The organism is Mycobacterium sp. (assembly GCF_035603715.1).
In the GTDB taxonomy this organism is placed as follows: Bacteria; Actinomycetota; Actinomycetes; order Mycobacteriales; family Mycobacteriaceae; genus Mycobacterium.
Map to the genome: position 1 here is coordinate 1 of NZ_DATNJW010000192.1, position 14,202 is coordinate 14,202.

The 14,202-nt window shown below is 67.1% G+C and carries 15 protein-coding genes; 12 read left to right on the forward strand and 3 right to left on the reverse strand.

Annotated elements, in window-relative coordinates; all coding sequences use genetic code 11:
• Positions 1-852 (reverse strand): polyprenyl synthetase family protein (locus VN856_RS08190; RefSeq protein ID WP_325687901.1); only part of this gene is annotated, 852 nt, incomplete at its 3' end.
• A gap of 258 nt (positions 853-1,110) precedes the next feature.
• Between VN856_RS08190 and VN856_RS08195 the strand changes: the two genes are divergently transcribed.
• Positions 1,111-2,001 (forward strand): mycobacterial-type methylenetetrahydrofolate reductase, encoded by an 891-nt coding sequence (locus VN856_RS08195; RefSeq protein WP_325687883.1) that lies wholly within the window; start codon positions 1,111-1,113, stop codon positions 1,999-2,001.
• A 14-nt stretch (positions 2,002-2,015) separates the two neighbouring features.
• Here the strand turns inward: VN856_RS08195 and VN856_RS08200 are convergent, their stop codons facing one another.
• The gene (locus VN856_RS08200; RefSeq protein ID WP_325687903.1) at positions 2,016-2,660 is read right to left on the reverse strand and encodes an LppM family (lipo)protein; all 645 of its coding nucleotides are present in this window, start codon (positions 2,658-2,660) and stop codon (positions 2,016-2,018) included.
• Positions 2,661-2,772: 112 nt separating this feature from the next.
• Entirely contained in the window at positions 2,773-3,372 is a 600-nt protein-coding gene (locus VN856_RS08205) for a GNAT family N-acetyltransferase (protein ID WP_325687884.1), read from the reverse strand.
• Positions 3,373-3,587: 215 nt separating this feature from the next.
• Here VN856_RS08205 and VN856_RS08210 point away from each other — a divergent pair, with 215 nt between their 5' ends.
• The 11 genes from VN856_RS08210 to VN856_RS08260 form a co-directional block, all read left to right on the forward strand.
• Positions 3,588-3,989, forward strand: a complete 402-nt coding sequence (locus VN856_RS08210) for a DUF3040 domain-containing protein (protein WP_325687886.1) — start codon at positions 3,588-3,590, stop codon at positions 3,987-3,989.
• 289 nt (positions 3,990-4,278) lie between these two features.
• Positions 4,279-4,710: a division/cell wall cluster transcriptional repressor MraZ gene (gene mraZ, locus VN856_RS08215; RefSeq protein WP_325687905.1), complete on the forward strand. Its 432-nt coding sequence runs from the start codon at positions 4,279-4,281 to the stop codon at positions 4,708-4,710.
• Positions 4,685-5,848 (forward strand): 16S rRNA (cytosine(1402)-N(4))-methyltransferase RsmH, encoded by a 1,164-nt coding sequence (gene rsmH, locus VN856_RS08220; protein WP_414686901.1) that lies wholly within the window; start codon positions 4,685-4,687, stop codon positions 5,846-5,848. The genes mraZ and rsmH overlap by 26 nt, the downstream gene beginning before the upstream one ends.
• Positions 5,845-7,002, forward strand: coding sequence for a hypothetical protein (locus tag VN856_RS08225; RefSeq protein WP_325687889.1), 1,158 nt, complete (start codon positions 5,845-5,847; stop codon positions 7,000-7,002). The genes rsmH and VN856_RS08225 overlap by 4 nt, the downstream gene beginning before the upstream one ends.
• Positions 6,999-8,936, forward strand: coding sequence for a penicillin-binding protein 2 (locus VN856_RS08230; protein ID WP_325687891.1), 1,938 nt, complete (start codon positions 6,999-7,001; stop codon positions 8,934-8,936). Before VN856_RS08225 ends, VN856_RS08230 begins: the two co-directional genes overlap by 4 nt.
• A 73-nt stretch (positions 8,937-9,009) precedes the next feature.
• Complete coding sequence (locus VN856_RS08235; protein WP_325687892.1) at positions 9,010-9,330, forward strand: WXG100 family type VII secretion target; 321 nt, start codon at positions 9,010-9,012, stop codon at positions 9,328-9,330.
• Positions 9,327-10,943, forward strand: coding sequence for an alpha/beta hydrolase (locus tag VN856_RS08240; protein WP_325687894.1), 1,617 nt, complete (start codon positions 9,327-9,329; stop codon positions 10,941-10,943). Before VN856_RS08235 ends, VN856_RS08240 begins: the two co-directional genes overlap by 4 nt.
• Positions 10,940-11,500 (forward strand): LppA family lipoprotein, encoded by a 561-nt coding sequence (locus VN856_RS08245; protein ID WP_325687896.1) that lies wholly within the window; start codon positions 10,940-10,942, stop codon positions 11,498-11,500. The genes VN856_RS08240 and VN856_RS08245 overlap by 4 nt, the downstream gene beginning before the upstream one ends.
• Before the next feature lie 37 nt (positions 11,501-11,537).
• Positions 11,538-11,828, forward strand: a complete 291-nt coding sequence (locus tag VN856_RS08250; RefSeq protein WP_325687898.1) for a hypothetical protein — start codon at positions 11,538-11,540, stop codon at positions 11,826-11,828.
• Between the two features lie 93 nt (positions 11,829-11,921).
• A complete protein-coding gene (locus tag VN856_RS08255; RefSeq protein ID WP_325687907.1) occupies positions 11,922-13,454 on the forward strand; it encodes a UDP-N-acetylmuramoyl-L-alanyl-D-glutamate--2,6-diaminopimelate ligase in 1,533 nt (510 codons plus the stop codon).
• Positions 13,451-14,202 (forward strand): Mur ligase family protein (locus VN856_RS08260; RefSeq protein WP_325687899.1); only part of this gene is annotated, 752 nt, incomplete at its 3' end. The genes VN856_RS08255 and VN856_RS08260, both read left to right, overlap by 4 nt.

Below are 14,202 nucleotides of genomic sequence, written 5' to 3' on the forward strand. Positions count from 1 at the left end.
GACCGAGTGCCGTAACAGGTTGGCGGCGGCCGCATCTGACGTGTCGGCCCGTTCCATGGCGGTTGCCAGCAGCACGGTGCGCTTGCCGGAGCGCAGATCGTCGCCGGAGGGCTTGCCGGTCACCGCTGGATCGCCGAAGACGCCCAGCACGTCGTCGCGCAGCTGGAACGCGACGCCCAGGTCATTACCGAACTCGTGGAACAGCGCGTGCACATCGGGCCGGTCGGCGGCAGCGGCGGCGCCCAACTGCAGCGGACGCGCCACCGTGTAGGAGGCGGTCTTGTAGGTGTCAACCGCCATTGCCGAAGCGATCGACTCCGCAGCACTGGCCTCGGCGACGATGTCGAGATACTGGCCGCCGAGCACCTCGGTGCGAATGTCGGCCCAGACCCGGCGGACTCGGGTGCGGGCACCGTGCGGCAGATCGACACCCGCGACGATGTCATCGGCCCACGCCAGCGCCAGATCGCCGAGCAGGATCGCAGCCGACATCCCGAACTGTTCCGCCGGTCCGCGCCACTGACGGTCGCGATGCAGGGCAGTGAACTGGATGTGGGTCGTCGGCCGGCCCCGGCGAGTCGCCGAGCTGTCGATCACGTCGTCGTGCACCAGCGCCGAGGCGTGCAGCAGTTCCAGCGCCGAGAACAACAGCAGCGCTTGCTCGTCGGCGTCGGTGCTCGATACCGCCCGCCAGCCCCAGTAAGCAAAGGCCGGGCGCAGCCGCTTGCCGCCGCCGAGAACGAAGTCCTCCAGGCCGGCGATCAGGGCGTCATAGTCGCTTCCGATGTACGCCGCGGCCGCTCGGCGGTCACGCAGGTATCTGCGCAACTGATCGGTGACGGCGTCGGCCAGCTCGACGGTTGCCGCTGCTTCTACGCTCAGCGCGACACCTCTTCCCGGTCCCTTGAGATCATGGCCCGCCAAGTCTATTCGGCGCGGCGCTGTCCAGCGGGTTTTGCCTCCCTCAGGACCGCTGATGAGATGCGGCCGACCGTCGCCGGACGACTGCTTCGACAGCCTCACTATGCTGTCGTGGTGCGTGGCGGGACGTGGGTTCGTGGCGTCTGACCTGCCGCGGGGGGAACTGGTCGTCCGATGAGGAGAAGCTCGTTGACTTTGAACACGGTCGCGCTCGAGATGGTGCCGCCCAACGTGGATCGCGGTCGGGAGCAGGCTCTCGAAGAGGCCCACAAGGTGCTGCAGCTGTCCGAGAAATCCGGCATCAACGGCCGGATCGGGCACGTGATGATGCCAGGGCTGATCGAGGAAGAGGACGACCGACCGGTCGAGATGAAGCCGAAGCTCGACGTGCTCGATTTCTGGTCGATCATCAAACCCGAGTTGCCCGGGGTACGTGGATTGTGCAGCCAGGTCACCGCTTTCATGGACGAGCCGGTGTTGCGCCAACGGCTCGGTGAGCTGGTCGGGGCCGGAATCGACGGCATCGTCTTCGTCGGTGTGCCGCGGACCATGGCCGACGGCGAGGGTTCCGGCGTCGCGCCGACCGACGCCCTGTCGATCTTTCAAGAGCTGGTGGCCAACCGCGGTGTGATCTTGATCCCCACCCGCGATGGCGAAGTGGGCCGGCTGAATTTCAAGTGCGATCAGGGTGCGACGTTCGCGCAGACACAGCTGCTGTATTCCGACGCGATCGTGGGGTTTTTGACCGAGTTCGCCGCGAAGACCGACCACCGGCCCGAGATCCTGTTGGGGTTCGGCTTCGTCCCCAAGGTTGAGGAGAGGGTCGGCTTCATCAACTGGCTCATCCAAGATCCCGGCAACGCCGCCGTCGCCCAGGAGCAAGCGTTCGTCACGACGTTGGCGAATACCGAACCGGCGCAGCGGCGCAAGTTGCTTCTCGATCTGTACAAGCGGGTGATCGACGGTGTCGCCGACTTGGGCTACCCGCTGAGCCTTCATCTCGAAGCCACCTATGGCAATTCCGCGGCCGCGTTCGACACGTTCGCCGAGATGCTGGATTACTGGTCGCCGACGAGCTGAGAGTCGACGCGGGGTCAGCTGGAGGGCGGGTCGCTCGGCTCGGCGACACGAGGCGAGCGATCGCGGGTGTACCAGGCCAGCAGCGCCACAGCGCCCGCCACCGCGATCGACGCCAGAGCCAGCCACAGCGCCGCGCCCTGGAATGAGCGGGTGCTCGGGTCGGTGTAGCGGGCCTGCGCGTTCAGCATGCTGACCACGCCGGGTTTCAGCTTCCACTGCACGGTCTGCGGGTCGACGCGGTCACCGTTGGTGGAGGTCACCGATCCGGGGAAGGCGACCGACAGCTCTACGTCGGCCTCGGAATCGGTCAGCGACGTCAGGTCCGCGCGCCCTTCCAGGATCACCAGGTCGCCCGCTCTGCGCAGCGACAGGTTCACGCCCTGTGCGTCAGAGTTCATGTGGGCGAGTTCCGGCAGTTCAGCGAAGGTCAGATCGGCGAACGTGGCCTGCGAACCCACGTAGCCGTCGCGGTCGTATTTGGACACCGCGACCTTCTGTCCGAACGCCAGATTGGGATCCAACTGCGGACCGGGATCTTTGTCGTTGCGTGGCTTCGCCGCGGCGACGATGTCGCCGGACACCAGGTCGTCGGGGGAGATCGTGATGGATGCGTTGATCCGCACGCAGCCGGCGAGCACGGGTATCACCAGCAGCAGCATCGTCAAAGCCGTCAGGCGGCGGCGATGACCCGCCGTAAAACCACCGGACAAGAGCTGTATACCGCTGGCGCGCACCAGGTCATCGTGCCAGACCGGGTCGGAACCGGGGCGACTACAGCGGCAGCTGGCGGCCCAGAATCGCGAATGCCCGTGGGTCGCCGGTGAAGTGGTAGCCGCGAATGACGTCGAGGAAGCCCAGTCGCCGGTAGAGGCGCCAAGCGCGATTGGCCTCGCCACGGGTCTCCGGGGTCGAGAGCAGGACGTTGGCTTCGCTGCGCTCGGAAAGCAGCCGACGAGCCAGCGCCTCTCCCAGACCTCGGCCCTGCGCCCGAGGGAGGATGTGCAGCTCGGTCAGCTCGAAGTAGCTGGTCATCAGCTTGCTGATCTCCGGGGCCGGGAAGCCACTGCGCTCCAAGCCGGCCACAACTTGCTGCTGCCACCACTGATCTGGGGCACCGCAGTAGCCGTAGGCCACACCGAGCAGTGGAGCGTCGCTCAGCTCGTCAGGCGACGGCGCGGACCCGTCCGACGCCTCGACTTCGACGGCTGCCACGGCCTGCCAACCGCGCCGCCGGGTGTGCTCGAGCCACATCGCGGCCCGCTGGTTCTCGGTCCCGGGTGGGTAGCGCATGGCGTCGATGTACACGCCCAAGGCATCGGAAAGTCGTCGCTGCATGTCCTGTGGCGGCAGGTTGATGAGGAATGTCGCCAACGTGCGGTCCCTCCTCAGTCGTCCAGTGCAGTGCGCCATCCCATTATCGGGCGCGGCGGTGCCGCGTTGATCGCGGACCGGTCGCGATTACAATCAGCGGGCGAAGCGGTGGTAACGCGCAGATTGACCTCGTATCATTCTTATTAGTCGCCCCCGCAGCGGGCGTAGGCGTGCTATCGGTATTAACGTGACAGGTTCTTGGCAAGGAGGGACGAATGCCACTCTCCGATCATGAGCAGCGGATGCTCGACCAGATCGAGAGCGCTCTCTATGCCGAGGACCCTAAATTCGCCTCGAGCGTTCGCGGCGGTGGGTTGCGCGCCCCGACGGCGCGGCGACGGTTGCAGGGCGCGGGGTTGTTCCTGCTCGGCCTCGCCATGCTGGTTTCCGGAGTGGCGTTTAAGGCCACCATGATCGGAACCTTCCCGGCGCTGTCCGTGGTCGGTTTCATCGTGATGTTCGGCGGCGTGGTGTTTGCCATTACCGGCCCGCGACTCGGCGGCCGCGGTGAGCGCCCCGGACCCTCGACTGGTGCACGTCAGCGCCGCGGCAAAAGTGGCGGCGGATCGTTCACCAGCCGGATGGAGGATCGGTTCCGCCGTCGCTTCGAGGAGTAGGGTCCGCGACGAAAAAAGGGCAGCCAACTGGCTGCCCTTTTTTGTGCCCGCCGGCGGTTTGGCGTAAATGCCTGCCAAGATGCCCCACTGCGCCCCACCTGAGCAGTAACTGCAGCTAAACAGCCAGTTCTTGAGCTGTTCTGCACACCCGCTCGACCCGCGAGTGCCATGGTGGTGGCCGAGAACCTGCTGAAACGACACCAATCGGTGACATTCGTGTCGTTAAATGGAGCGAAGTGGGGGATAGTGGGGTATCGTGGCGGAAGTCGAAGGGCATGGAGGTAGCCAGATGTTTCTGGGCACCTACACGCCAAAGCTCGACGACAAGGGGCGGCTCACGTTGCCCGCCAAGTTCCGCGACGCACTGGCAGGGGGATTGATGGTCACCAAGAGCCAAGACCACAGCCTCGCCGTCTACCCGCGAGCGGCGTTCGAGGAACTCGCTCGTAAGGCCAGTCAGACCTCGAGAAGCAATCCCGACGCCAGAGCCTTCCTGCGCAACCTGGCCGCCGGCACCGACGAACAGCATCCCGACGCCCAGGGCCGGATCACCTTGTCGGCCGATCACCGCCGCTACGCGAACCTCTCCAAGGATTGCGTCGTGATCGGATCGATTGAATACCTGGAGATCTGGGATGCGCAGGCCTGGCAGCAGTACCAAGAGACCCACGAAGAGAACTTCTCCGCGGCCAGCGATGAAGCACTCGGCGACATTATCTAAGGCGCGTGCCCGTGCATCGTGGCCCCTGTCCGAACCGACCCTGACGTACTTCCCCAACGCCAGGTTCGTGCCGTCGGACAGGGACCTCGATGCAACGGACCGCCGAGTCGCCTGCCAAGCTACTCGTCGGGAAGGTGTTGTCATGGCTGACGCCACTGGCGAATTCGGCCATGTGCCCGTTCTGCTCGACCGCTGCTTCGCACTGCTGCGCCCGGCATTGACGCGCCACCATCGGGACGGATCGGGCGCGGTGCTCATCGACGCGACCGTCGGTGCCGGCGGACACGCCGAGCGGTTCCTCAGTGAACTGCCCGGGCTGCGACTGATTGGCATCGACCGCGACCCGACCGCGCTGGACATCGTCCGCCGGCGGTTGTCCCGTTTTGCCGACCGGCTCACCCTGGTACAGACACGGTATGACGGAATCGACACGGCGCTGGCCGAATCGGGTTATGACTCAACCGAATCCGTCGACGGCATCCTTTTCGACCTGGGTGTCTCGTCGATGCAGCTCGACCGGACCGAGCGAGGCTTCTCCTACGCGCAGGACGCGCCGCTGGACATGCGGATGGATCCCACGTCGTCGTTGACCGCGGCCGAGATCCTCAATACCTACGACGAGTCCGCGCTGACCGACATCCTGCGTCGATACGGTGAGGAGAAGCTGGCCCGCCGCATCGCATCGCACATCGTCCGGCGCCGTGCGCAGTCGCCGTTCGCCTCGACCGCTGAGTTGGTAGAGGTTATCTACCAAGCGGTTCCGGCGCCGGCCCGGCGGACCGGTGGGCATCCGGCCAAGCGGACGTTTCAGGCCTTGCGCATCGCGGTCAACAGCGAGCTCGACGCGTTGCGCGACGCCCTGCCGCCGGCGCTGGATGCGCTGACCGTCGGCGGACGCATCGTGGTGATGGCCTATCAGTCGCTGGAGGACCGCATCGTCAAGCGGTTGTTCGCCGACGTCACCACCTCCAGCTCGCCGGCCGACCTACCAATCGAATTGCCTGGGCACGCACCGAAATTCACGCTGTTGACCCGCGGCGCCGAACGTGCCGACGACGCCGAGATCCAGCAGAATCCGCGCAGCGCCGCCGTGCGACTGCGTGCGCTACAACGTGTGCAATCGGAGGGAGGCTCATGAAGGCCAAGCGCGACGCGCAACCGCCCCGCGCCGGCGACCGGCGTCGCGGGCAGAGCAACGCTTCCCGGAAGGCGGGGCGCCCGGCGGCCGAGCCGACCGCCGCACGCCGCACCCGTTCGCGCGCCGGGAAAGCCACCGCGCCGGCTCGTGAGCCACGCGGGTCGCGATCCGCGCCGCAGACCTCGCCGATGGCGCGGCCCGTCGAACGACCGGCCCGACCGAAGACCACCACCCAGGCCAAGGCCCGGGCGAAGGCGCGGAAGGCCAAGAAGCCCAAGGTTGTTCGGACCCCATTGCGGGAACGCCTGCTCAACCGACTCACGTCGATCGATCTGCGCCCGCAGACTCTGGCCGCCAAAGTCCCATTCGTCGTACTGGTGATCGGCTCGCTGGGCGCCGGGCTCGCTCTCACGTTGTGGCTGTCCACCGCCGCCGCCGAGCGCTCCTATCAGTTGGGCAGCGCCCGGCAGCGCACCGAGTTGCTGCAGCAGCAAAAGGAAGCGCTCGAACGCGACGTCCAGGAGGCGCAGGCCGCTCCGGCCCTGGCCGAGGCGGCGCGCGGCCTGGGCATGATCCCGACCCGCGACACCGCGCACCTGGTGCAGGATCCCGCGGGGAACTGGGTTGTGGTGGGTACTCCCAAGCCCGCGCAAGGGGTTCCGCCGCCGCCGCTGAACAGCAAGCTGCCCGACGAACAGCCAACGCCGAAGTCTCCGCCGGTGAATTCGGTTGAGGTGCCCTCGCTGGTACTGCCCGGCAACGGCGCTCCGCTGGTCCCATTGGCGCCCGGTCCCGACGCCATGGTTCGCACCCCCGACGGCGCCACCACACTGGGGCCGCAACACATTCCGGTGCCTGACGGCCCGCTGCCACTACCGGGTGCGGGGCCGGCGGCCACGCCGGGAATGCCGATAGCACCGGGAATGCCGATAGCGCCGGTTATGCCCCCGCTCGTCGTCGCGCCAGCGGTACCGCCCGCTCCGGTTGCGCCCCCGGTCGTCGCGACTGTTCCGCTGGCCGCACCGGTGCCCCCGCCGGCCGGGCCGGCCCCGGCCGACGTCCCGGGCGTACCGCATCACGTCGTGCCCACCGGCCCTCTTCTTGGTGAGCAGTTCGGTCCCCTGACGGTCACGACGCCCGGCGTTCCACGGTGAATCGCACGCACCGGCCGGGCGGCCGGTCACTACGACAGACGCAGTCCCGCAAGCCGAGTCGGGCAAAGGCGAGCCCAGCTGATCACTCGGCGCGTGAACGCCGAACCCGCCAGGCCGTCGAGATCGGAAGCCGCGGAGCATCTTTCGTCTTCCGCCACCGAGTAGGCAACGGCGTCATCTTCTTGGCGCTGGTGGTGGCCGGCGCCCAGCTGTTCTACCTACAGGTGCCACACGCCTCCGGGCTGCGCGCGGAGGCCGCTGGTCAGCTCAAAGTCACCGACACCGAAAAGGCGGTGCGCGGCAACATCGTCGACCGCAACAACAACCAACTCGCTTTCACGATCGAGGCCCGCGCGCTGACCTTCCAGCCGCGCCGTATCCAGAAGCAATTGGGCGAAGCCAAGCAGAAGAACGCGAAAGCTCCTGACCCGCAGGAGCGCTTGAAGGAGATCGCCAAGGAAGTGTCGCTTCGGCTGAACAACAAGCCGGACAAGGCCACCGTGCTGAAGAAGCTGCGCAGCGACGAGACGTTCGTTTATCTCGCCCGTGCGGTCGACCCAGCGATCGCCACCACGATCACCCGGAAATTCCCCGAGGTCGGTGCCGAGCGTCAAGACCTGCGCCAGTATCCGGGCGGGTCGCTGGCGGCCAACGTCGTCGGCGGAATCGACTGGGACGGGCACGGTTTGCTCGGCCTGGAGGATTCCATGGACGCGGAGTTGGCGGGCACCGACGGGTCGGTGACCTACGATCGCGGTTCCGACGGTGTGGTGATTCCGGGCAGCTACCGCAATCAGCATCGGGCGGTCAACGGCGCGACGGTGCAGCTGACCATCGACGACGACATCCAGTTCTACGTTCAGCAGCAGGTGCAGCAGGCCAAGAATCTATCCGGCGCGCGCAACGTCTCGGCGGTGGTGCTCGATTCCAAGACCGGCGAAGTGCTGGCCATGTCCAACGACAACACCTTTGACCCTTCCCAAGACATCGGCCGCCAGGGCAACAAGCAGCTGGGTGACCTGCCGGTGTCCTCGCCATTCGAGCCCGGTTCGGTGAACAAGGTTGTCACCGCCGCCTCGGTGATCGAGTACGGCCTGACCAATCCCGATGAGGTGCTGCAGGTTCCGGGCTCGATCAACATGGGCGGGGTCACGGTGCACGACGCCTGGGTTCACGGCGTCGCGCCTTACACAACGACCGGCGTGTTCTCGAAATCGTCCAACGTGGGCACACTGATGCTCGCGCAGCGGGTCGGACCACAGCGCTACTACGACATGGTGCGCAAATTCGGGCTCGGTCAGCGCACCGGGGTCGGCCTGCCGGGTGAAAGCGAGGGCCTGGTGCCCCCGATCGACCAATGGTCGGGCAGCACGTTCTCCAACCTGCCGATCGGCCAAGGTCTTTCGATGACCCTGCTGCAGATGACCGGCATGTATCAGGCGATCGCCAACGACGGTGTGCGGATTCCACCGCGGATCATCAAGTCCACCGTCTCGCCCGACGGCGCACGCACCGAAGAGCCACGCCCGGAAGGTGTTCGGGTGGTTTCACCGGAGACCGCGCGGACCGTCCGCAACATGCTGCGCGGCGTCGTCCAGCGTGACCCGACCGGAATCCAGCAGGGCACCGGGCCCGCCGCCGCCGTCGACGGCTACCAGGTGTCCGGCAAGACCGGGACGGCACAGCAGATCAACCCGGCCTGCGGCTGCTACTACGACAACGTCTACTGGATCACCTTCGCAGGCATGGCCACCACCGACGATCCGCGCTACGTGATCGGCGTCATGATGGACAACCCGTCCACCAATGCCGACGGGACTCCCGGCCACTCCGCGGCCCCGCTGTTCCACAACATCGCCGGCTGGCTCCTGCAACGCGGAAACGTCCCGCTGTCAGCTGATCCCGGTCCGCCGTTGACGCTGCAGGCCATGTAGCCAGGGGTGAATTGCGGCCGACCCCCACCCGGTGATATGGGAGAATGACGAACCACAGCGGGAGGTGACGGTGATGGCGGCAGGCGGGGATTTCCGGGTCGACATTGAAGCATTGGCGAGCTCGGCCGCGCACGTGGCCGGCCAGGGCGACGATCTGGCGAGTGCCCATTTGTCGTCCGACAGCCGGATCGCCGCGGCACAGTCGGGCTGGGTCGGCAGCTCGGGGGCGGCGCTGCAGATCAGGACCGCTGCCTGGCTGGAAACGTCACGCAGACTGCTGACCAGCGTCGGCGATCATGCGTTGGCTCTGAACAACGACGGCATCGATTTCACCGCGCTTGAGAATGAGAACGTCGAGAAACTGCGCGCAGTGCACCCTGCCCCTGAGTCGTGACGTTGACGGTGGCCGACATTGATCGGTGGAACGCCGGTGCGGTGCGTGAGGTCTTTCAGGCCGCGAATGCTCGCGGGCAGGCCACCTTGGAAGCGTCGCGTCAGCTGAGCACCCTGTCGGTGTTCGACACCTGGGAAGGCGCCACCGCCGAGGCCAGAAAGCACGTCAACGCCGGCATCCGCCAAGACCTCGACGCCCACGGCAACGAGGCGCTCGCGGTGGCTCGGGCCGCCGACCAGGCCGCCGACGGTATCGAGCATGTGCAGTCGGACCTGCGGACGTTGCGCCACGACGCCAACGAACTGCACATGGCGATCGACGCGATGACCAACCGAGTGGTCCCGGGCCCCAATTGCCTACCGTCAGAAGCGCTTATCGCCGAAATACAGTTACAGCCCCGGCTCGACGCGATTCTTGCCGAGGCCAACGCCGTCGACCAGGAGCTGGCCGCCGCGATCAACATGGCCGACGGCGACACCGCTATTCCACCCGATGCCGGCCCACCGGTCGGTCCGCAGGGATTGACCCCGACCCAGCGTGAAAGCGATGCCAACCAGGAACGGGTGCGCGAAGAGCGCGCCAAACTCCAGGCGCACATCAACGACCTCAAGCAGGCCATCACCAGAGCAGGCGGTGACCAGAATCGACTGCAGGACCTCAACTCTCAGTTGAACGCCGCTCAGAACCGGATGGGTGAATACGACGCCATCGACGATGCGCTCCGACGCGCACCGGAGACCTACCTGACCCAGCTGGATATCCCGACCGATCCGAGTCAGAAGGTCAAGGCCGCGGTGGCCGTCGGCAACCCCGATACCGCGACCGACATTTCGGTGACCGTGCCCGGCATCGGCTCGACCACCAAGGATTCACTGCCGAGCATGGTCTCCGAGGCGCGAAATCTGCAGAACACGGCAAACGAAGAGCTTCGGCGACTGGGGCGTTCGGGTTCAGTGGTTACCATCGCGTGGATGGGCTACGACCCGCCGGCCAATGTGCTCAACACGACCAGCCCGCGCGATTTCTGGCGCACCATCAACGACGGCCAAGCGAAGGCCGGAGCGGCCTCGCTGGCTCCCTATCTGCAGGAGTTGCACACCAACAACCCGAATGCGCATCTCAGCCTGTTCGGGCACAGCTACGGTTCGCTCACGTCGTCGTTGGCCCTGCAGCAACTCAATGCTCAGGGCTTGCATCCGGTCAACGACGCGGTGTTCTACGGCTCGCCGGGTCTGGAGCTCGATAACCCCAGTCAGCTGGGGCTGGCCAATGGACATGCGTTCGTCATGCGAGCGCCACCTGGCGACGATTGGATTCCCGAAGTGGCGCCGCTCGCGCCGCTGCATGGCTGGGGAGCAGATCCGTACGGCGGCATGATGCCCGAACTGTCGTCGCAAGCCGGTACGAGTCCCGACGGCGTGGTGCGAGAGGGTGTGCACAGCCACGCCGACTACCCGCGCGCGGTCACCGGGCCGGGAGGCGAGCAGACGCTGAGAATGTCCGGCTACAACCTGGCGGTGGTCGCGGCCGGGATCGCCGATTTACCCGATGGCGGACAGCAATTGGTGATGGCGCCCACGCCGTTGACCCCGTACCCACACCCGGGCCGATGATGACCGTTCGGGTGGCCGCGTGGATTGTGTGGATGGTGGTGATATCGATGTCAGTTTTCGGTTGTGGCGCAACAGATTCGGGATCGCAGGGCAATCCCGGTCCACAGCGTGTCGCGGAACTCGAGAACGGGCTGCGTTCTAAACCGAGTTTTGAAGCTGCGCGTGCGCAGTATGTGGCGGCGACGGATCAGATGGCCACCCAGATCATTGCGCTGGTGCCGGGGATGACCTGGAAGGTTGACGAAAACAGCTGGAACGGCTGCGGCGGCGACCTCGCGTGGACCCGCGCGGTGCAGGTGTACTACCGACTGGCGTCCGACCGAGCCATCCCCGACAACGTCTGGCCGAAGGCGGTGCAGATCGTGAAGGACGGTGCCGCGAAATTCGGGGCCACCACCGTCAGCGTGTTCGTCGACCAGCCGGGCAACAAGGACCTCGCCATTTCCGGTTCGGGGGCACAATTTCATTTCGGCACCAAGGCTGGGACGGTCTTGGCGGCGACGTCGGACTGCCGGATGCGCGAAACCGACACTCCGACGCCCACGCCCACACCGTGAGATGACAACCCGAGCCGAGCACCGGGGTCGCTTAGTGGTGAATTGGATCCTGGCGGTCCTTACGGTGCCGGGCGCGTTGTTCGTCATGCTGTTCGGCTTCGCGGCGGCGATGGGCACCGATCGATGCGCCTACGAAGACTGCCCGCGTTTGGGCCCGCCAGTTCCCGTGATGACCCTGCTGGTTTTCGGTGCGCCGCTTCTTTCGCTGGCGACGCTCATCGCCTCGGCCCGGACCGCCCGGCGGGGCTGGGGATTCGCGATCCCGTTGGCGGCGTTCGCGCTGTTCGGCATCGACGTTGTGGTGCTCTACCTGTCGTTCAGGCCGTAACGGCTGTCCGCCGAAACTCGCCCGCTCGATAAGGTGTCAGGGCTGATGGAGGCGCTGACCCCGGCGCCGGAAACCGGTCGGCGGACGGAGGTGATGGAGATGCCCGCTGCGCTGCGTCCCACCACCGGCGCCGGCGTGCCGCTCTCGACGCTGGCCGCCCAGGTGGGGGCGGTTCCCGCCGAGGGCAGCTCCACGTCGGATTTGCCGATCACCGGTGTGACCCTGCGGGCTCAGGATGTCCAGCCCGGCGACCTCTTTGCCGCGCTGCCCGGCGGCGCGACACACGGCGCCAGCTTTTACGGCGACGCGGTCGAACGCGGAGCCGCCGCGGTGCTCACCGACGCGTCCGGGTTGGCGCAGCTGAACCGCGACGCCGGTGTGGTGCCCGTACTCGTCCATCCCGAACCCCGCAGCGTTCTGGGCGAGCTCGCCGCCACCGTGTACGGGCATCCGTCCGAGCGGGTGGCGGTCATCGGCGTCACCGGCACATCGGGCAAGACGACGACGACCTACCTGATCGAAGCCGGTCTGCGGTCGGCCGGGCGGAGGGTCGGGTTGATCGGCACCGTCGGGGTGCGGATCAACGGCGTCGACATCCCGAGCGCGCTGACCACGCCGGAGGCGCCCGCGCTGCAGGCCCTGCTGGCGGTGATGGCCGAGCGCGGCGTCGACACCGTGGTGATGGAGGTGTCCAGTCACGCGCTGACGCTGGGCCGTGTCGACGGCATTCGCTTCGCGGTGGGCGGTTTCACCAACCTGTCCCGCGATCACCTCGACTTCCACCCGACGATGGAGGACTACTTCGAGGCCAAGGCGCGGCTGTTCGACCCGGCATCGCCGTTGCACGCCCGCCGCGCAGTGGTGTGCGTCGACGACGACGCCGGCAGGTCGATGGCCCACCGCGCCGACAAGGTGACGACCGTCAGCACCAAGGGCCGGCCCGCGGACTGGCGCGCTGAAGCCGTCACGGCTGAGGCCGGCGAGCAGGAGTTCACCGCCGTCGACCCGGCCGGTGTGCATCACCGGTTGAGGATCGCGCTGCCCGCGGAATACAACATCGCCAATTGCCTTGTCGCACTGGCGATTCTCGACGCGGTCGGCGTTTCCCCCGAACAGGCGTCAACTGGACTCCGGCACACCCAGGTTCCCGGACGACTCGAGCGGATCGACCGCGGGCAGAACTTCCTCGCCTTGGTCGACTATGCGCACAAGCCGGGCGCACTGCAGGAGGTTTTGCGGACCCTGCGCCGCCCGACCGGACGGCTGGCGGTGGTGTTCGGCGCCGGCGGCGATCGCGATCCGGGTAAACGTGCCCCGATGGGCCGCGTCGCCGCCGAGCTGGCCGATCTGGTGGTGGTGACCGACGACAACCCCCGCAGCGAGGATCCAGCGTCGATCCGACGCGAGATCCTTTCCGGCGCAACCGAAGCCGACGCCGCTGCGCACGTCGTGGAGATCGGCGACCGTCGCGAGGCGATCGACCACGCGGTGGCCTGGGCGGATGCCGGCGACGTGGTGCTGATCGCCGGCAAGGGCCACGAAACCGGTCAGACCCGCGCCGGGCACACCCAGCCGTTCGACGACCGCGTGGAGCTGGCCGCCGCGCTCGAGGGGCGGCGCGCGTGATCGCCCTCACCGTGGCGCAGATCGCCGCCATCGTCGGCGGCGACCTGGCCGACATTTCCGCCGAGGACGCGGCACGCCGCTATGTCACGGGAACCGTCGAATTCGATTCCCGCAAAGTCACTTCCGGCGGGCTGTTCCTGGCGCTGCCGGGCGCTCGCGCCGACGGACACGACCACGCCGCCTCGGCGGTGGCCGCCGGAGCGGTCGCCGTACTGGCCGCCAGACCGGTCGGTGTCCCCGCGATCGTGGTCGCTCCCGACCCGCACGGCGCACCACGCGCCGACGGGGGACTGGCCGGCGTTCTCGAGCACGACACCGACGGCTCGGGTGCGGCGGTGCTGGCCGCGCTGGCCAAGCTCGCCGCCGCGGTGGCCGCCGAGCTGGTCGCGGGCGGCCTGACGATCGTTGGAATCACCGGGTCATCGGGCAAGACGTCGACGAAGGATCTGCTGGCCGCGGTGCTCGCGCCGCTCGGCGAGGTGGTGGCGCCGCCCGGGTCGTTCAACAACGAGCTGGGTCATCCGTGGACCGTGCTGCGGGCCACCGAAGCCACCGACTACTTGATTCTGGAGCTCTCCGCACGCCATCTCGGCAACATCGCCGCGCTGGCGGCAATCGCGCCGCCGGCCATCGGGGTAGTGCTCAATGTGGGCACCGCGCATCTGGGCGAATTCGGTTCACGCGAGGCCATAGCGAGAACCAAATCCGAACTACCGCAATCTGTTCCACGATCCGGAGTGGTTGTCCA

Excerpts from the sequence above, each read along its gene's own strand:
- VN856_RS08200 (WP_325687903.1), bottom strand. The coding sequence starts at position 2,660 with ATGCTGCTGCTGGTGATACCCGTGCTCGCCGGCTGCGTGCGGATCAAC.
- VN856_RS08210 (WP_325687886.1), top strand. The coding sequence starts at position 3,588 with ATGCCACTCTCCGATCATGAGCAGCGGATGCTCGACCAGATCGAGAGC.
- mraZ (WP_325687905.1), top strand. The coding sequence starts at position 4,279 with ATGTTTCTGGGCACCTACACGCCAAAGCTCGACGACAAGGGGCGGCTC.
- rsmH (WP_414686901.1), top strand. The coding sequence starts at position 4,685 with ATGAAGCACTCGGCGACATTATCTAAGGCGCGTGCCCGTGCATCGTGG.
- VN856_RS08225 (WP_325687889.1), top strand. The coding sequence starts at position 5,845 with ATGAAGGCCAAGCGCGACGCGCAACCGCCCCGCGCCGGCGACCGGCGT.
- VN856_RS08235 (WP_325687892.1), top strand. The coding sequence starts at position 9,010 with ATGGCGGCAGGCGGGGATTTCCGGGTCGACATTGAAGCATTGGCGAGC.
- VN856_RS08245 (WP_325687896.1), top strand. The coding sequence starts at position 10,940 with ATGATGACCGTTCGGGTGGCCGCGTGGATTGTGTGGATGGTGGTGATA.
- VN856_RS08255 (WP_325687907.1), top strand. The coding sequence starts at position 11,922 with ATGGAGATGCCCGCTGCGCTGCGTCCCACCACCGGCGCCGGCGTGCCG.